Annotated in this window: 18 protein-coding genes and 1 pseudogene; 5 read left to right on the top strand and 14 right to left on the bottom strand. The window is 68.9% G+C overall.

Features of this window, described 5'->3' with window-relative positions; translation table 11 throughout:
- Window positions 1-39: 39 nt before the first annotated feature.
- The 3 genes from ACFXKZ_RS23770 to ACFXKZ_RS23760 all read right to left on the bottom strand — a co-directional run bounded on the left by ACFXKZ_RS23770 (window position 40) and on the right by ACFXKZ_RS23760 (window position 2538).
- Window positions 40-1401, bottom strand: a complete 1362-nt coding sequence (locus tag ACFXKZ_RS23770) for a methyltransferase (protein WP_380002948.1) — start codon at window positions 1399-1401, stop codon at window positions 40-42.
- Window positions 1402-1415: 14 nt separating this feature from the next.
- The gene (gene tgmA, locus ACFXKZ_RS23765; protein ID WP_380002947.1) at window positions 1416-1631 is read right to left on the bottom strand and encodes a putative ATP-grasp-modified RiPP; all 216 of its coding nucleotides are present in this window, start codon (window positions 1629-1631) and stop codon (window positions 1416-1418) included.
- 712 nt (window positions 1632-2343) lie between these two features.
- Entirely contained in the window at window positions 2344-2538 is a 195-nt protein-coding gene (locus tag ACFXKZ_RS23760; RefSeq protein ID WP_380002946.1) for a hypothetical protein, read from the bottom strand.
- A 114-nt stretch (window positions 2539-2652) separates the two neighbouring features.
- On the opposite strand from ACFXKZ_RS23760, the gene ACFXKZ_RS23755 reads away from it, so the two are divergent.
- From ACFXKZ_RS23755 to ACFXKZ_RS23745, 3 genes are all read left to right on the top strand, one after another.
- Window positions 2653-3474, top strand: coding sequence for a helix-turn-helix domain-containing protein (locus ACFXKZ_RS23755; RefSeq protein WP_380002945.1), 822 nt, complete (start codon window positions 2653-2655; stop codon window positions 3472-3474).
- Window positions 3471-3662: a DUF397 domain-containing protein gene (locus tag ACFXKZ_RS23750; protein WP_380002944.1), complete on the top strand. Its 192-nt coding sequence runs from the start codon at window positions 3471-3473 to the stop codon at window positions 3660-3662. Before ACFXKZ_RS23755 ends, ACFXKZ_RS23750 begins: the two co-directional genes overlap by 4 nt.
- Before the next feature lie 188 nt (window positions 3663-3850).
- A complete protein-coding gene (locus tag ACFXKZ_RS23745) occupies window positions 3851-4336 on the top strand; it encodes an NUDIX domain-containing protein (RefSeq protein ID WP_380002943.1) in 486 nt (161 codons plus the stop codon).
- A gap of 18 nt (window positions 4337-4354) precedes the next feature.
- On the opposite strand, the gene ACFXKZ_RS23740 is transcribed toward ACFXKZ_RS23745, so the two are convergent.
- On the bottom strand, window positions 4355-4726 hold the full coding sequence (locus tag ACFXKZ_RS23740) for a MerR family transcriptional regulator (protein WP_380002942.1): 372 nt from the start codon (window positions 4724-4726) through the stop codon (window positions 4355-4357).
- A gap of 89 nt (window positions 4727-4815) precedes the next feature.
- Here ACFXKZ_RS23740 and ACFXKZ_RS23735 point away from each other — a divergent pair, with 89 nt between their 5' ends.
- Window positions 4816-5721, top strand: coding sequence for an alpha/beta hydrolase family protein (locus ACFXKZ_RS23735; RefSeq protein WP_380002941.1), 906 nt, complete (start codon window positions 4816-4818; stop codon window positions 5719-5721).
- A 22-nt stretch (window positions 5722-5743) separates the two neighbouring features.
- Here ACFXKZ_RS23735 and ACFXKZ_RS23730 read toward each other — a convergent pair whose 3' ends face one another.
- Window positions 5744-6127 carry a winged helix-turn-helix transcriptional regulator gene (locus ACFXKZ_RS23730; RefSeq protein WP_380002940.1) on the bottom strand — a complete coding sequence of 128 codons (384 nt, stop codon included), beginning with the start codon at window positions 6125-6127 and terminating at the stop codon, window positions 5744-5746.
- Between the two features lie 107 nt (window positions 6128-6234).
- On the opposite strand from ACFXKZ_RS23730, the gene ACFXKZ_RS23725 reads away from it, so the two are divergent.
- Window positions 6235-6630, top strand: coding sequence for a PPOX class F420-dependent oxidoreductase (locus ACFXKZ_RS23725; protein WP_380002939.1), 396 nt, complete (start codon window positions 6235-6237; stop codon window positions 6628-6630).
- Between the two features lie 39 nt (window positions 6631-6669).
- Here the strand turns inward: ACFXKZ_RS23725 and ACFXKZ_RS23720 are convergent, their stop codons facing one another.
- From ACFXKZ_RS23720 to ACFXKZ_RS23680, 9 genes and pseudogenes are all read right to left on the bottom strand, one after another.
- On the bottom strand, window positions 6670-8595 hold the full coding sequence (locus tag ACFXKZ_RS23720; protein WP_380002938.1) for a TIGR03960 family B12-binding radical SAM protein: 1926 nt from the start codon (window positions 8593-8595) through the stop codon (window positions 6670-6672).
- Window positions 8596-8762: 167 nt separating this feature from the next.
- Window positions 8763-9941, bottom strand: coding sequence for a rod shape-determining protein RodA (gene rodA, locus ACFXKZ_RS23715; RefSeq protein WP_380003152.1), 1179 nt, complete (start codon window positions 9939-9941; stop codon window positions 8763-8765).
- 74 nt (window positions 9942-10015) lie between these two features.
- Window positions 10016-12271, bottom strand: a complete 2256-nt coding sequence (mrdA, locus tag ACFXKZ_RS23710) for a penicillin-binding protein 2 (protein WP_380003151.1) — start codon at window positions 12269-12271, stop codon at window positions 10016-10018.
- A 61-nt stretch (window positions 12272-12332) separates the two neighbouring features.
- Window positions 12333-12827, bottom strand: a pseudogene (mreD, locus tag ACFXKZ_RS23705) (rod shape-determining protein MreD); the annotation flags it as partial.
- 4 nt (window positions 12828-12831) lie between these two features.
- Entirely contained in the window at window positions 12832-13863 is a 1032-nt protein-coding gene (mreC, locus tag ACFXKZ_RS23700) for a rod shape-determining protein MreC (protein WP_380002937.1), read from the bottom strand.
- Between the two features lie 115 nt (window positions 13864-13978).
- A complete protein-coding gene (locus ACFXKZ_RS23695; RefSeq protein ID WP_078979486.1) occupies window positions 13979-14998 on the bottom strand; it encodes a rod shape-determining protein in 1020 nt (339 codons plus the stop codon).
- Window positions 14999-15420: 422 nt separating this feature from the next.
- On the bottom strand, window positions 15421-15831 hold the full coding sequence (gene ndk / locus ACFXKZ_RS23690) for a nucleoside-diphosphate kinase (protein ID WP_126642646.1): 411 nt from the start codon (window positions 15829-15831) through the stop codon (window positions 15421-15423).
- 164 nt (window positions 15832-15995) lie between these two features.
- Entirely contained in the window at window positions 15996-16331 is a 336-nt protein-coding gene (locus ACFXKZ_RS23685) for a DUF4233 domain-containing protein (RefSeq protein WP_380002936.1), read from the bottom strand.
- 2 nt (window positions 16332-16333) lie between these two features.
- Complete coding sequence (locus ACFXKZ_RS23680) at window positions 16334-17755, bottom strand: bifunctional folylpolyglutamate synthase/dihydrofolate synthase (protein ID WP_380002935.1); 1422 nt, start codon at window positions 17753-17755, stop codon at window positions 16334-16336.
- Window positions 17756-17818: the final 63 nt, after the last annotated feature.

Here is a 17818-nt window from a genome sequence, read left to right as displayed (position 1 = left end):
TGAGCGCGGCTCACCCGTGGCCGGGGCCTTCCCGCCGCGTCAGAGGGTCCAAGAGTCGCCGGCCGGGTCATCCAGCCACACCACGTTGGCCTGCGGCGTAACCGTAAGCCCGTAGCGCCCCAGGCCCGGTTGGCCATTCGACAACCAAGAAGCCATCACCGCTTCGAGGTTGCTCCCAAGCGGCCGAGTTCCGCCCTCGTACAGCCTGCCCGTGCCTGCGGCGTCGGCCTCCACGACCGCCCACGACCCGTCCGGGTGAAGGAACCAGCGCCCCGTCACCTCACTCGCGGCAGAGTAGCGAAGGCGAATCATGCCCGGGAGGGCAAGCTGCGCCGCCCACAGGAAAGCCGGATCATCGAGCACTTCGGCAGCAACCCGAGTGGCGCGTCCCGTCGTCGCCGCCCTGCCGGCGATCGCCGCCCGCATCATGGGCCCGATCTCCGGCGGCGAACTCTCGCGCGAGGGCATAAAGGACACAACGGAGTCAACGAACCGCCCTTCGGCACGCCCATCCCCGAACATGCGCAACTTGACGTACCCGTAGGCACCCAACGCCCCGGTGAGCGAGAGCAGGAGCACGGCGTCGTGATCCGCCTGCGCCAACCAGGCCGGCGACACGGTGTCCGGCGAGTAGGTGGCAATGATGCGCTGATACGGCGCCCGGTCCGGATGCCCCAGCGCGCCGTCGCCCACCACCAGGGCAGGACGAAAGCCCAAAGTCCCCAGCCGCTTGGCGTCGGCCGCAGAAAGGCCCGCATCGTACTCGACGCTCGTCACGCGTCGATCGCCGAGCCGAGCACAAAGCAGTGCCGTCGAGTACCCCGTGCCCGTCCCCACTTCAAGCACGCTGTGCCCGTCCTGGACATCCAGGTCTTCCAGCATCCGCACCACAGTGGAGGGAAGCGTGGACGAACTGGTAGGCGTGCCCGTGACCGGCGCGCCATCAGTCGGCAGCGTCGCCCCGTAGTCGAGCTGCGTAACCCACGTCCTGTTCGCATAGGCCAGGCGCAGCCACTCCTCGGGCGACGCCTCGTGGCTCACCACCCTGTAGGTCGTCACACCACGCTCATCAAGCGCATCCGCAAGGAAGGTCGGCAGAAACGCGTGTCGCGGTACGGCCCGAAGCGCCTTCCGCCACGGCTCCGTACGCAGCGAACCGTCCTGTTCCAGTTCCTCGACGAGGCGTTCGCGCAGCAACCGCGCGCGGACTTCCACCAGCGCGGCAGTACCTGCCCAGCCGTTCGCGAGTGTCGCCGAGAGGGTGATCTCGGTGGGGAACTCGGCGGTGTCACAGCGAAATACGGGAACGCCTCGGTGATTGAGGTGATCGACGACCAGGTCTGCGGTGGGATCGAGCCGGTTCGTGAGGACCAGCACCGTCCCGCCCGAGTGTTCCGCCATTAGGCGCTCGCTCCCTACCAGAGGTCCGTGCCCTCGTCGTTGCGGCTGTCGGAGTTGGTGGCGCTGCTCGTGTCGTTGGGCGCGCTGAACGCCCACGGATTGCCGTCTGCGGCTACCGCGATCTGCAACTCCCGGTCATAGGTCACACCCGCGCTGTCGATCGGCGCGCTGGTCTGGCCGGCGGCATACCGCATGCCGAACGGCTCGCACGCGGTGCTTGTCGACGTCACGTCGACGGCTCCTTCCCGTTTGGGGGCATCAGGTGCCGGCACGTGCGCCGGTGCTGTCGTGGACCTCTGCATCGATATTCCTTTCTATTGGGTATTCCTGCGGGATCGGGATTCGGTGGATTTCGTGCTCCCATCGAACCCATGGCATTGCCTGGCCGGGAGGCTGGACGATCATGGATCGGCCGGGCGGGAAGACGTCGACTGCGACGACCTTGCCGTCGGGTTGCGTGCTGCGCTCACCGTCCGCGTTGATCCGCACCCAATCGCCGACTGCAAGTGGGCCGACCTGCGGAGCCAGTGGCGGCCCCGGTCCGTCGACTCGTTCACATCTGCGGACCACCGCCGGAAGCAACTCGGCCCCACCGGAGCCGCTTGGGCCCGCGAACGTGCGGGGCGCGCTACCACGCGCCGGCGCGGGACCGGCGATTCGATCGCGCACGTCCATCGGGTCCCCCGGCCTCTCTCTGGTCGGGATGCAGCACGAGCTGATCGCCGGACACCACGCATCGGAACGGCACCACCCACCAACCGCGCACCCGGTAGTGGACCCCGTCCGGTCGCTCGATCACGTCCAACACCCGGCAACGCGGCACCTGTTGATGGACCGGCTCGGGGTCGTCGCCCACGAAGGTCCGCGCCCACCCGCCACGCGCGACCACGTATTGCCCGCGCCCGAACCGGACTCCCGTCCCGCTCTCGCCCATCGCCCACCTCAACCGGGACGGCACTGCTCGGCCTCCGCCGAGGCCGGCACTTCACCCTGCGAAACGGTCGCGCGCCGTGGCAACCACCGCGACGCGTCCCCCAGTTCGTAGTCCGCAGCGGGCTTGACGTCCTCGCGTTCACCATTCGGGAGGAGCCGGTAGACGCTCAGCGTCATCCGGCTCACGCCCTCTCGCACGCCCATGGAGTTCTCCTCACGACGGTGATCCGTAACCGAACCGCTACTGAGCGAACACCATGGCGACTACGTTTGGCACGGGGCGGGATTCAGCATCTGAATCTGACGAATAGGCGCGCGATGCCGGCAGCGAAAGAACTTGATCCAGAGGCATCCCTGTGGGACCTCTTCGGTGCTCACCTGCGATTCCTTCGCAAGCTCGCAGGCATGACACAGCAGGACCTCGGGAGCGAGTTGCATTCAACAGGGTCGTTTGTTGGACAGATCGAGACCGCCGACCGGCGGCCGAGTCCCGAGTTCGCGGCAGACCTCGATCGCGTTCTTGGTCAAACCGGTCTGCTGGTCGCCACTGCTTTCCACGCATACCGCCTGGCGGATGGGCAGCCCGGCTGGTTCGAGAACTTCACGGAGTCCGAGCGCCAAGCAACCCGCATCCGTACCTTCCAGCCCCAGACGATCCCCGGGCTACTCCAGTGCGAGGACTATGTTCGGGCGCTCCTGCACCATGCCAGGTTCTCGCCGGCAACCATCGAATCCTGGGTCGCACGACGACTCGGGCGACAGCGCTTGCTCACCAAGAAGGAGGCGCCGGAGTACTGGGCTGCCGTCGATGAAGCCGCACTCATCAGGCTCAAGCACGATCCGCAGGTAGCCGAGCCCCAGCTTCTGCACCTGCTGAAGATGAGCGAACTGTCGAATGTCGTGCTCGAAGTAGTCCCGATGGACTGCGGCCTGCACCCCTGCATGGACGGCCCGTTCGTCCTGCTCACGATCCCCGGCCGTGGCGAATGCGCCTACGTCGACAGCATGATCGAGGGGCAAATGGTCACCGAGGGACACGTAGTTGCGGAGAAACAGCGTCGATACGATCTCTTGCGAGCTGAGGCCCTTTCCCCCTCGCGTTCGCGTCGGCTTCTGCTGGACCTTTTGGAGATCAAATGACCAAGAAGCGCACGGAGTTCCTCAGTTGGCGCAAGTCGAGCCACAGCGGCCAGAACGCCCAAGAATGCGTCGAGGTCGGCACGCTCCACGATGCCATCGGCACCCGCGACTCCAAGGACCCGAGCGTCGGTCACATCACCATCACGCCCGAGTCGTGGTTGACCCTGCTCGACTCGATCAAGGCGTGACCCGCCGCTCGGTAGCCTCGTAGGCATGACCGCGGGCCTGCGATCGGCGGGCCCGCTGTCGCTTTGGCCGTCTTGCACCACCGAGCAGGGGTTTCCGGCGAGAGTGCACTTCGGTCGCGAGTGCCGGTGCTGGACCGGTCAGGGTCGTCGGGCGGGTCGCCGCCGGCCCGAAAGGAAGGAATGTCTGCGTGTCCGAGCAGGTCCGTCGGGATGAGCGTTTGATGGTCATGCTCGCTGTTTCCGTCATCGTTCATGATCAGACGAACGGGCGGGTCGTGCTGCTGCGGCGGGGTGAGAACAAGGCGTTCGAACCTGGCATGTGGAGCCTGCCGAGTGGCAAAGGGGCGCCGGGAGAGCCGATTACGCACACGGCCGTTCGTGAACTCCACGAAGAAACTGGGATAAAGGTCGAGCCCGAGGCGTTGCGACTTGTGCATGTGACGCATAGCGCGCACAGTCCGGATGCGCCGGAGGGGTTTGTCGTGCTGGTGTTCGCCGCGAGGGAGTGGGACGGCGATCCTGTCAATGCGGAGCCCGGCAAGCACTCGGCTATGGCCTGGGTCGATACCGACGACCTGCCGAGCGGGTTCGTGCCGTCGACTCGATATGCGTTGCAGCGGTACCTCGCCGGTGACTACCCCGAGGTCGCTGTCGACGGGTGGGGCGACGTCTAGCGCCGCCCGGCTTGTCGGTCAGGGGCGCTGGCAGGGTTGGCCTGTTTGTAGGTTCGCCGTTGCGGCGGTTATGACGGCGTTGAGTCTGGTTCGGGCGGTTACCAGGTCGGCGATTCGGGTGTCGATGTGGTCGCGTTCTGCTGTCAGGCGGGTCAGGAGTTCCGGGGTGGCCTCGCCGTTCATGACGCACGGGAGCAGGGCTGCGATCGACTTGCTGGGGATGCCGGCGGCGTAGAGCTGTTGGATCAGTAGGACTCGGTCCACCGCGCTGTCCGGGTATTGGCGTTGGCCGCTGGGGGTGCGTTCCGAAGTGAGCAGGTTTTGTTCCTCGTAGTAGCGCAGCGCTCGGACGCTGACGCCTGTGCTGGTGGCCAGCTCGCCGATGCGCATTACGTCTCTCCGCTGCTTGCCTCTGACGTTGACGTCAGGTTTTAGCGTAGCTCGCGACTGCCTACCCGCTCCGCTAAGGAAGTTCGCTCATGCTCATCTCGGACGTGGCCATCCCCGTCGTCTCGGTACAGCCCGTCGTCCTGGCGGCGCCGGACCGGGGTATGGATCTGCGGGTGCGGGTTTCCGCGCCGGTTGGTGGGAGTGGGCTACCGATCGTCGTCTTCTCGCACGGTTTCGGGTCGTCGTTGCACGGCTACGGGCCGCTCGCCGACTTCTGGGCCGCCCACGGCTTCGTGGTGATTCAGCCCACCCACCTCGACTCCAGGACCGTTGGCCTTCCCCAGGACGACCCCCGCAGGCCGCAACTCTGGCGCACCCGGGTCGGGGACATGCGGCTCATCCTCGACCGGCTCGACCTGCTGGAGGCGGCCGTTCCCGGGCTCGGCGGGCGCCTCGATCGAAGCCGCATCGCCGCCGTCGGGCACTCCTTCGGTGGGCAGACGGCGGGCATTTTGTTGGGTCTGCGTGTCCTCGACCCCGTGACCGGCAACGCCGAGGACCTGTCCGACTCGCGGATCAAGGCCGGCGTGCTGCTCGCCACGGCCGGACGAGGCGGCGACGACCTGACGCCCTTCGCCACCGAGAACCTCCCGTGGCTGAAGGGGCCGGACTTCGCCCACATGACCGCGCCGGCCCTCGTCGTCGCGGGAGACCACGACAAGTCGCCGCTGTCCGTCCGAGGCCCGGAGTGGCTCGCCGACCCATACCACCTCAGCCCCGCGCCCAAGAGCCTGCTCACCCTCTTCGGAGCGGAGCACTCCCTCGGCGGTATCGCCGGCTACGAGGTCCGGGAGACGACGGACGAGAACCCCGAGCGCGTGGCCCTGATCCAACGCGTCACCCTCGCCTACCTCCGCCACGCCCTCGGCATCGACGACACCGATTGGGCGGAAGCAGAGAACGGCACCCCCATGGGACGCATCGAATCCAAGTGACTCCCCCGCGCCCGCCCCGCGCTCACCCCTCCGCGCGGTCGTACGCCTCCCGCGACGCCGTCACCGCCGGTTCGTGGCGTTCGGCCCAGGCGGTGAGGCCGGACAGGTACTCGAAGAGCTCCCTCGCCATCACGGTCGCCTCGTACTCGACCTTCGGCGGCACCGTCGGGTACACCGTGCGCGTCAGCAGGCCATCGCGTTCCAGGCTGCGGAGCGTCAGCGTGAGCATGCGGCGGCTGATCCCATGGATGGCCCGTTCCAACTCGGTGAAGCGCACGGGGCCGTTGCGGGCCTCCATCAGGACGCTGATGCTCCACTTGCCCGCCACCCGGTTGAGCACGTCCAGCACGCGACAGGCCTGGGTGACCTCGGCCGGCTCCGTTACACAGATGTTCCGCTGTGACATGAAAGTGCCTTCTTTCGTCGGCCTCCATGGTCACGGAGGATGTGTCCCGTAACAAGAAGTGCACCAAGCCAACGAACACCCAAGCGCACGGAATCGGGAGCACCCCCATGTCCACCCCGCTCGACGACGCGACCCGCAAGCTCCTCGACGCCAAGAACTTCGCCACCGTCTCGACGCTCAACGCCGACGGCGGCCCGCAGTCCTCGGTCGTCTGGTTCCAACGCGACGGCGACACCGTCGTGTTCTCCGCGACCGACGGCCGGGCGAAGGTCCGCAACCTCCGCCGCGACCCGCGCGTCAGCATCACCGTCTTCGACCTGGAAAACCCCTACCACTCGGTCGAGTTGCGCGGCACCGCCGAGATCGTCCCGGACCCGATGAAGGACCTTCCGCTCGCGCTCTCGCTCAAGTACCTCGGCGAGGCCCCGCCTCCGGAGCCCGACACGATCGCCCGCGTGATGGTCCGCGTGACGCCGACCAGGGTGAACAGCTTTTCCGTCTGAGCCGTCCCAACCCCGGTCGGCGACCCGCTACTTCACGCGCTACTTGACGACCGACAGCGGCAGCAGCTTCCTGCCCGTGGGGCCGATTTGGATCTCCGTGCCCATCTGCGGGCATACGCCGCAGTCGAAGCACGGGCTCCAGCGGCAGTCGTCGACCTCGGTCTCGTCGAGGGCGTCCTGCCAGTCCTCCCAGAGCCAGTCCTTGTCCAGACCGGAGTCCAGGTGGTCCCACGGGAGCACCTCGTTCCACTCGCGCTCGCGTGTGGTGTACCAGTCCAGGTCGACCGGCTCGTCGGCCAGCGCCTCGCCCGCGCAGCGCACCCAGCGGTCGTAGCTGAAGTGTTCGCTCCACCCGTCGAAGCGCCCGCCGTCCTCCCACACCGCGCGGATGATCCGGCCCACCCGGCGGTCGCCGCGCGAGAGCAGGCCCTCGATCGCGCCCGGCTTGCCGTCGTGGTAGCGGAAGCCGATCGACTTGCCGTACTGCCGGTCCGCGCGGATCGCGTCGCGCAGCTTGTGCAGCCGCGCGTCGGTGGCCGCCGGGTCCAGCTGCGGGGCCCACTGGAACGGGGTGTGCGGCTTGGGCACGAACCCGCCGATCGACACCGTGCAGCGGATGTCGCGGCTGCCCGAGACCTCGCGGCCCTTTTGGATGACCTTCTTGGCCATGTCCGCGATCTGCAGCACGTCCTCGTCGGTCTCGGTGGGCAGGCCGACCATGAAGTAGAGCTTGACCTGGCGCCAGCCGTTGCCGTAGGCGGTGGCGACGGTGCGGATCAGGTCCTCCTCCGACACCATCTTGTTGATCACCTTGCGCAGCCGTTCGCTACCGCCCTCGGGGGCGAACGTCAGGCCCGAGCGGCGCCCGTTGCGGGTCAGCTCGTTGGCCAGGTCGATGTTGAACGCGTCGACCCGGGTGGACGGCAGCGACAGGCCGATCTTGTCGTCGGTGTACCGGTCGGCCAGGCCCTTGGCCACCTCGGCGATCTCGGTGTGGTCCGCGGAGGACAACGACAGCAGGCCGACCTCCTCGAAGCCGGTCGCCTTCAGGCCCTTGTCCACCATCGCGCCGATGCCCTCGATGCTGCGCTCGCGCACCGGCCGGGTGATCATGCCGGCCTGGCAGAACCGGCAGCCCCGGGTGCAGCCGCGGAAGATCTCCACGGACATGCGCTCGTGCACCGTCTCGGCGAGCGGGACCAGCGGCTGCTTGGGGTAGGGCCACTCGTCCAGGTCCATCACGGTGTGCTTGGACACCCGCCACGGCACGCCCGAGCGGTTCGGCGCGACCCGCTGGATCCGGCCGTCCTCCAGGTAGTCCACGTCGTAGAAGCGCGGCACGTACACACTGCCCGTGACCGCGAGGCGGAACAGCAGCTCGTCCCGACCGCCCGGCCGACCCTCGGCCTTCCAGGCCCGGATGATGTCGGTGATCTGGAGCACGGCCTGCTCGCCGTCACCCACCACCGCGCAGTCGATGAAGTCCGCGATCGGCTCGGGGTTGAACGCGGCGTGTCCGCCGGCGAGCACGATCGGGTGGTCCTCGGTGCGGTCCTTGGCCTCGATCGGGATACCGGCGAGGTCGAGCGCGTTGAGCATGTTCGTGTAGCCCAGCTCGGTGGAGAAGCTGAGTCCGAACACGTCGAACGCGCCGACGGGCCGGTGTGCGTCCACCGTGAACTGCGGCACCTCGTGCTCGCGCATCAGCTTTTCCAGGTCGCCCCACACCGCGTAGGTGCGCTCCGCAAGCACGTCGGCGACCTCGTTGAGGACCTCGTACAGGATCATCACGCCCTGGTTGGGCAGCCCGACCTCGTACGCGTCGGGGTACATCAGGGCCCAGCGGACCGCGCACGCGTCCCAGTCCTTGACGGTCGAGTTGAGTTCGCCACCGACGTACTGGATGGGCTTCTGCACCTGGGGCAGAAGCGGCTCCAGACGCGGGAACAGGGACTCGACGGGCATGGCGGTCCTTCCGGGAGTGCGGGGAGGGGATCGACCACCTCGGTGCGGGAAGGGTGATCGACCTCCCAGCCTAACGCGACACGGGCGGACCCCCTACCGAGATGTCGGCGAGAGCCCGCCCGCACAGGATGCGATCAGGGGTGCGATCAGGGGTGCGACCAGTACGATCAGGCGGATTTGAAGGCGCCGGCGTGTCTCATGTGCACCGACTGCAACAGCCCTATCCCCATCCACACGGCGAACATCGACGATCCGCCGTAGGAGACGAACGGCAGCGGCAGCCCCGCCACCGGCATGATGCCGAGGTTCATCCCCATGTTCTCGAACGCCTGGAACGCAAACCAGCCGACCACACCCGCCGCCACGATCGTGCCGAACAGGTCGTCGGCGTGCAGCGCGATCCGGATACCGCGCCACAGCAGCAGTGCGAACAACCCGATGATCACCGCGCTGCCGACGAAGCCCAGTTCCTCGCCGGCCACCGAGAAGACGAAGTCGGTCTGCTGTTCGGGTACATACGAACCACTCGTCTGCTCGCCCTGGAACAGCCCCTGCCCGGTCAGCCCGCCCGAGCCGATCGCCAGGCGCGCCATGGCCGTGTTGTAGCCGACGCCCCCGGGGTCGAAGCTCGGGTCGGCGAAGGCCCGGAACCGGTCGATCTGGTACTCGCTGAGCAGCCCGAAGTGCACCACCGCCGCCGCGCCGGCCCCGGCGAGAGCGAACATCAGCACCATCCACCGCGCCCGCGCGCCGGAGGCGAGCAGCACGCACAGCACGATCATCGCGATCACCATGACCGACCCCATGTCGGGCATCAGCATGATCACCGCCATCGGCAGCGCGGCCACCACCAGCGCCCAGAACACCGCCTTGTCGCCCGGTCTGGCCAGGTCCCCGGTGTCCACCCGCTCGGACAGGATCATGCCCATGCACAGGATGATCCCGATCTTGACCAGCTCGGCCGGTTGCAGCGAGAAGCCGCCACCGATCTGGATCCACGCCCGTGCTCCGTTGACCGTGCTGCCCAGCGGGCTCAGCGCCGCGAACAGCCCGAACAGCGCCACGATCGCCACTATCGGGGAGAACGCCCGGATCCGGCGGTGACCGATTATCGCCACCGCCGTGGCCAGCACCAGCCCGATCACCAGGTTGAGCAGGTGCCGCTTGAAGAAGAACTGCGGATCGCCGCCGGTGAGTCCGCGCCGATTGCGGGTCGCCGACCAGACCAGCAGCGAGCCCACCCCCGACAACACCAGCGCCGGGCCGAGCAGCAGCCAGTCCAACCGGCGCACCGGCGCGTCGCGCTGGACGATCTGCCGGGTGATCGACCGGCGCGGGGTGAACACCGGTGCCAGGCGGCCCAGGTCCGGTGTCCCGAATCCGGCCACCCGCGAGGCGGGCCGCAGTCGCAGGTTCAGGTTCATGTCCCTCTCCCGGTCCGGTAGGTCACCCGCTCGGGCGGCAGTGCCCCGGGCCCGAAAGCGGCCACATCCACCGTGCGCCCGTCACCGTCGCCGAACGGATGCGGCGGAGACAGGAGGGACGGTGCCCGGAAAGAGACCGGCGTCACCGTCCCGTCCGCCTGGATGTGCGGCAGGTCCGCGGGCGGGCTGGGCAACAGCGCCTTGCTCGGGTCGATCGCGCCCTTCTCGTCCACGCCGAGCAGCGCCTCGTAGATCTTGCGCACCGACGGACCCGAGGTGCCGGAGCCGGTACCGCCCTGGCTGACCATCATCACCACGGCGTACTGCGGACCGTCCTTGGACCCGCCGTAGGTGGCGAACCACGACGTGCTCTGCTTGCCGTACACCGAGCCGGTGCCGGTCTTGGCCGCTATCGGCATCTGCGCGTTCGGCCAGTTGGCGAACACGCCGGCCGCGGTGCCGTTCATCTCGACGCCGATCAGCGCGTTCTGCAGGTACTTCATGGTGGCCTCGCCGACCGGCACCTTGCCCGCGGCCTGTGGCTGGATCTCGCGCACCAGTTTGCCGTCGGGGCTGACCACGGCCTTGCCGATGGTCGGCTTCCACAACGTGCCGCCGTTGGCGATCGCCGCGTACACCCGGGTCATCTGCAGCGGGGTGACCGTGGTGTCGCCCTGGCCGATCGCGAAGTTGATCGCGTCACCGGCGCGGAACTGCCAGCCGTCGACGCAGTTCTCCTTGGCGATCTTGTCCACGTACTCGTTGCCGGTGTTGCCCTGCTTGCACCACGCGTCCTTGTTCTGCTCCCAGTTGCGCTTCTTCCAGGCCCGGTCGGCGATCCGCCCGCCCGACTCGCCGGGCAGGTCGATGCCGGTGGGGGCGCCCAGGCCGTAGTTCTTGGCCATGGTCACCATCGGGTCCTTGGGGGCCTTCCCGAAGATCCCGCCGTCCTTGAGCCACATGTCGTAGCCGATGCCATAGAAGACGGTGTTGCAGGAGACCTCCAGCGCGCGCTGCAGCGAGATCGGGCCGTAGCCCCTGGACTCCAGATTGTTGAAGGTCGTGCCGCCGACCGAGATGCTGGGCGAGCAGTCGTAGTTGGCCTTGGTGGAGTAGCCCGACTCGGCCGCCGCAGAGGTGGAGACCACCTTGAAGATCGAGCCCGGCGCGAACTGACCCTGTATGGCCCGCGACACCAGCGGCACGCCGGCCTTCTCGTCGGTGAGTGCCTTGTAGTCCTGCGGCGAGATGCCGCCCACCCACACCGACGGGTCGTAGTTGGGCGCGCTCGCCATCGCGATCACCCGCCCGGTCTTGACGTCCATCACCACCGCGGCGCCCGCGTCGGCGATGAAGTTCTTGTGCGTGTTGCCCGCGTCGTAGGTCGCGCGCGCCCGCTTCATCGCCTCGTCCAACTGCTGCTCGGTGATCGCCTGGATCTTCGCGTCGATGCTGGTGACCAGGTGGTTCCCGGCCACCGGCGGCGTCTCCGAGACGGTGCCGGTGACCCGGCCCAGGTGGTCCACGGACAGCCCGGTGACCCCGGACTTGCCGCGCAGGTCGGCGTCGTAGGTGCGCTCCAGACCGCTGCGGCCGACCTCGTCGGCGCGCTGGAGGTCCTTCTTGCCCTCCGCCTTCTGCTTGCTCAACTCGTCGTCGGAGACCGGCGAGAGGTAGCCGACCACGTGCGCGCCGTTGGCCCCCTCGGGCGCCGGATACTGGCGCACGGCGGTGGGCTCGGCGGTCACCCCGGGGAACTCCTCGCGGTGCTCCATGATGGTCAGCGCCTGCTCGGTGGTGGCGTTGTCCGTGACCGGGATCGGCTGGTACGGCGAGCCGTTCCAGCACGGCTTGGGCACGTTGCGCTCACACAGCCGGGTGCGCGCCTTGACCTCGTCGACCGGCAGTTCCAACACCTTGGCCAGCCGGGTCAGCACGGCCGTGCCCAGGTCCGGCATGCGCATCAGCTCGGTACGGCTGACCGACACCACCAGCGCGGTGCGGTTGTTCACCAGCGGCCGGCCCTTGTCGTCGAGGATCCGGCCGCGGACCGCGGGCGTCACCACGTCGCGGACCGCGTTCTGCGAGGCCGCCGCCGCGTAGTGGTCGCCCTCGCGGATCTGGAGGTACCAGAGCCGGCCGAAGAGGGTGATCATCAGTGACAGGACCAGGATCAGCAGGATCACCATCCGGGCGCGCACGGTGTGCGCGCCGTCGCCTCGCGATCGTCCGGCGTTGAGCAGGCTGGGCATACGTTTGCGCATCCGGTTCGGTCACCCCCTACCGGGCCAGGCCCGAGAGCAGCGTTTTCGGATCCACCTTGCGGGCCAGCGCCATCACCCACGGGACCACGAACGGGGCCAGGATCGCGTCGTAGAGCACCGCGGTCAGCAGCAGCTTGGTCAGCCCCACTTCCCGCACCGCTCCGTCGCCGACCAGCGCGCCGACCGCCGCGTACAGCACGGTGGTGCCCGCTGCGGCCATCGCGACCACCGCGATCGGGGTGAGCACCGAGCGCCGGGGGTTGCGGGAGGCGAACATGCCCGCCACGTAGCCGGTCAGGCACAACACGAACGCGTACCGCCCGGCCGCGTGGTCCGCCGGCGGCGCCAGGTCCGCGCACAGGCCCGCCGCGAAGCCGATCACACACCCCGGGGTCGGCCCGTACGTCAGCGCGAGTCCGACCACCACCAGCAGCAACAGGTCCGGCACCGCGCCGGGCAGACCGAGCCGGGCGAGCACGCTCACCTGGACCACGAGCGCGACGACGATCAGCAACGCGGCGTAGAACACGCGGGAGATCCGCACCGTCTCAGTCCCTTCCGGTCGGTGGGGTCGTGCCGCCCGCCGGCGGCTTGGCGTTGGTGCTGCGGTTGCCCGCCGTGGCCGGCTTGGCGGGCGTGGCGCCGCGCGGCGGCTCGGTGCTCGCCGGCGGCGCGGGCGGCGCCTGCTGCGCGGGCGGCGGCGCGGGTGTCTCCGGGGTCGGCGCGGGCGGCAGTATCGAGTCGCGCGGATCGGTGCGCGGCGGCTCGATCACCACGCCCACCGTGTCCAGGCTGGAGAAGTGCACGTAGGACTTCACCTCGACGCTGCGGGTCAACTCGCCCGGGGTGTTGCGCACCTCGGCGACCTCGCCCACCGGCACGCCCGGCACGAACGGCTTGCCGCCCTGCGAGCCGAACGTCACCAACCGGTCGCCCTTCTTGACCTGGGCCTGTCCGTTGAGCAGCTTGAGGTTCAACGGCTTGCTGCCGCGGCCGGAAGTGATCCCTATTTCCATCGACCCCGCCAGGCGCGAGCCGACCGAGAAGCCGGGGTCGGTGGCGAGCAGCACGGTCGAGGTCATCGGGCCGACCTGGGTCACCCGCCCGACCAGACCGTCGCCGTTGATCACGGTCATGTCGGGCTTGATGCCGTCGCCGGCGCCCGCGTCGATGGTGACCGTCCAGGAGAAGCCCTGGGCGGGGCCGATGGCGACCACGCGCGCGGGCTTGATCCGATACTGGCCGGCCGCCGAGACCTTGAGCAGTTTGTCGAGTTCGGCCGCGCGGTTGCGGTCGAACTGGATGTTGTCCACCTGTTGCCGGAGTTTGGCGTTCTCGTCCTGGAGGCGCTTCTTCTCGCCCTCGTGGGAACCCGCGTCCTTGACCGCGTTCACGGCCCGGCCGACGGGGTCCACGGCCGCGGACACGCCGCGTTCGGCGGGACCGAACACGGCCGAGGCCCAGTCGCGCACGTTCGCGATGGGCGAGTTCCGGCCACCGCGGATGTCCACGGTGATGAGGGCGAAAGAGATCGCCAGCAGCAGCACGAGGACCAGCCGACCATGCCGGGAGTCCCTCACGATGCGCGCCCGCCCCTTTCGTACATTGCGGCGCTGGTGGGCAGTTGTGGTGTGTGGCCGCGTCGGATCGGGCACGGAGGGCGGCGCGTACGGCCGGCCGCCTCCGTCTGCTCGGTCAGCGGCGCGGTTGGGCGTCCAGTACCTGCTGAAGTTTCTCGTACTCCTCGACGCACTTGCCCGCGCCCAGAGCCACCGAGTCCAGCGGGTTGTCGGCGATGTGGATCGGCATGCCGGTCTCGGTCCGCAGCCGCTCGTCGAGGCCGCGCAGCAGGGCGCCGCCACCGGTGAGCACGATGCCGCGATCCATCACGTCGCCGGCGAGTTCGGGCGGACACTGGTCCAGGGTGCTCTTGACCGCGTCCACGACGGTGTTGACCGGTTCCTCGATGGCCTTGCGGACCTCGGAGGTGGAGATCACGATCGTCTTCGGCAGCCCGCTGACCAGGTCGCGGCCGCGGATCTCGCTGTGCTCGTCCTCGCCGAGGTCGAAGGCCGAGCCGATCGACATCTTGATTTCCTCGGCACTGCGCTCGCCCAACAGCAGCGAGTATTCCTTCTTGACGTAGGCGATGATCGCGTTGTCCAGCTCGTCGCCGGCCACCCGGATCGACTGCGCGGTGACGATCCCGCCGAGCGAGATCACCGCCACCTCGGTGGTGCCGCCGCCGATGTCGACGACCATGTTGCCGGTCGCCTCGTGCACCGGCAGGCCGGCGCCGATCGCGGCGGCCATGGGTTCCTCGATGATGTGCACGCTGCGCGCGCCGGCCTGGCTGGACGCCTCGACCACCGCGCGGCGTTCGACGCCGGTGATGCCGGAGGGCACGCAGATCACCACGCGCGGACGGGCCAGGTAGCGGCGGCGGTGCACCTTGAGGATGAAGTAGCGCAACATCCGCTCGGTGATCTCGAAGTCGGCGATCACCCCGTCCTTGAGCGGTCGGATCGCCACGATGTTGCCGGGCGTGCGCCCGATCATCTTCTTCGCCTCGGCGCCGACCGCCAGGATGCCCCCGGTCGTGGTGTTCTTGGCGACCACCGACGGCTCGTTCAATACGATGCCGCGGCCTCTGACGTACACCAGCGTGTTGGCCGTACCGAGGTCGACCGCCATGTCACGACCGATGAACGACAAGTTGTTCGCCATAAAAAGAACCTAGGGCCTTCCCGAGCTCGTAGCCATGAGGACATGAGCCGGCCGGGGGACGTCGCGACGCCGAACCGGCCGACCACAATCGTAGGCACGGTGTAACGGCGGTAGAAACACGATGTTCCGGGGCACGGCTGCACCCTCCATCCACCATGACGTGATCACCGGGTGAGGGGTTGCGTGCCACGCGCGGCGAATGGAGGGATTTCCCTCTAACAGCGCACGCACGGCGCCCGATCGGCACCTCCCGCGCTCACGCGCGGACGCACCCGGCGTGTTCGTGAAAAAATTCCACGCCCGGTGCGGCCCGCGCGCGTCGCGCGACTCCGGGGATCGTGCCGGCACGAAGTCCGGCCCGATGCGCGGGGCGCGATCGCGGGATCCGCCCGGGCGTCGCGGCCGAACCGTCAGGCGTGCTCGGGGAAGAAGTTCTTGATCTCGCGCTCGGCCGACTCCACCGAGTCGGAGCCGTGCACGATGTTCTCCCGGGTGATGGTGGCGAAGTCGCCGCGAATCGTGCCCGGCAGGGCCTTGATCGGGTCGGTGACGCCCGCGAGCGTGCGGAACGACTCGATCACGCGCTCGCCCTCGACGATCATCGCCACCGACGGCGCCGAGGTCATGAACTCCACGAGCGGGGCGTAGAACGGCTTGCCCTCGTGCTCGGCGTAGTGCCGCTCGATCGTCTCGCGGTCCATCACGCGCAGATCGAGCGCGGTCAGGGTGAAGCCCTTGCGCTCGATGCGGCCGATGACCTCGCCGACGAGACCGCGCCGGACTCCGTCCGGCTTGACCAGGACGAGCGTGCGCTCGGACATGGGGCTCCTTGCTTGATCGGAGAGGGGGGCTCGGTACGGGTGTTGCGCCGTACGGGTATCGCACCGTACGGATGTTGCGACGTACGGGTGTCGCGACCCTGCGAATGGGTCAACGCCCAGAGCCTATCCGGGGTAACGCCCGGACCATTCGGCCGTATCCCGGATCACTCGGCCGTGGCCTCGCGGGCCGCCTTGGCGGCGTCGATGATCCGCCCGACCCGGATGCAGCCGTACCAGATGAGGCCGAACAGCACGCCGATCAGGAACATCATCGGGACCACGAAACCGGTCAGGAACAAGCCGGCCTGGAGCACCCAGCCCGCGGTGATCGCCCACGGCTCCTTGAGCTTGGCGCACAACCACACGCACACCAGCGCCGAGGGCCCCGCGACCGCCCACAACACCCCGGTGGAGATGTCGGTGAGCTGCATGGCGACCAGCGCGGCCAGGCAGATCACCAGGGCCTGGCCGATCAGGTGGGTCGAGCACAGCGCGCGCATCCTCAGGCGTCCCTTCCGTCGGTCCGGCCGGTTCCGCCCTCGCGTGCGCCGCCCTTGAGCAACACCCGCGCCTCGCCGACGGTGACCACCGAGCCGGTGATCAGGACGCCGGCGCCGCCGAGGTCGCCCTCCTCCTCGGCCAGGGTGACCGCGGCCTCGATCGCGTCGGGCAGGGCGGGCTGTACGTCCACCCGGTCGGCGCCGAAGACCTCGACGGCGAGCGCGGCGAGTTCGTCGACGGGCATCGCACGCGGCTGCGAGTTCTGCGTGACCACGACCTCCGCGAGCACCGGCTCCAATGCCTCCAGGACGCCCCTGACGTCCTTGTCGGCCATCACCGCGACCACCCCGACCAGGTGCCGGAAGTCGAACGAGTCGCTCATCGCGCGGGCCGTGGCCAGGGCGCCGGCGGGGTTGTGCGCGGCGTCGATCAACACGGTGGGGCTGCGTCGGACCACTTCGAGCCGACCCGGCGAGGTGACCGACGCGAACGCCTCGCGGACCAGGTCGGCGTCCAGCGCACCGGCGCCGGTGAGCCCGGGTCGATCGGCCGTGCCGACGCCCAGGAACGCCTCCACGGCGGCCAGCGCCACCGCGGCGTTCTCCGCCTGGTGCATGCCGTGCAGCGGCAGGAAGACGTCCTCGTACTCCCCCGCCAGTCCGCGCAGGGTGAGCAACTGGCCGCCGACTGCGAGGTCGCGCCGGACCACGCCGAACTCCATGCCCTCGCGGGCCACCGTCGCGTCCACCTCGACCGCGCGCCGCAGCAGCGACTCGGCGGCGTCGGCGGGCTGGCGGGCCAGTACGACCAGGCTGTCCTTCTTGATGATCCCGGCCTTTTCCACCGCGATCTCGCCGGGCGTGGAGCCGAGCCGGTTGGCGTGGTCGACCGCGATCGGGGTGACCACCGCGACCGTGCCGTCGACCACGTTGGTCGCGTCCCACGTGCCGCCCATGCCGACCTCGACCACCGCGACGTCCACCGGCGCGTCGGCGAACGCCGCGTACGCCATGGCGGTGATCACCTCGAAGAAGGACAACCGGTGCGGCTGCGCGCCGTCGACGATGTCGATGTAGGGCTGAATGTCGTGGTAGGTCTCGACGAAGCGTTCCGCGCTGATCGGCTCGCCGTCCAGGCTGATCCGCTCGGTCATCGACTCGACGTGCGGGCTGGTGTAGCGGCCGGTGCGCAGGCGCAGCGCGCCCAGCAGGCTCTCGATCATCCGGGCCGTGCTGGTCTTGCCGTTGGTGCCGGTGATGTGGATGACCGGGTAGGCCCGCTGGGGTTGGCCGAGCACGTCCATCAGCGCGACGACACGTTCGGTGGAGGGGTCGAGCTTGGTCTCGGGCCAGCGCCCGACCAGTTCGGCCTCGACGGCGCGCTGGGCGGCCAGGGCCTCGGCGGGGTCTGTCACAGGTGTCACCGGTTCTGATCGAGTTCTTCGGGAGCTGGTCGAGTGCCGGCCGTGCGCGCGGCCCGGGGGTGC

This window comes from Embleya sp. NPDC059237 (genome assembly GCF_042754105.1).
GTDB lineage: Bacteria > Actinomycetota > Actinomycetes > Streptomycetales > Streptomycetaceae > Embleya.
This window is presented reverse-complemented; position numbering and strand designations above follow the sequence as displayed.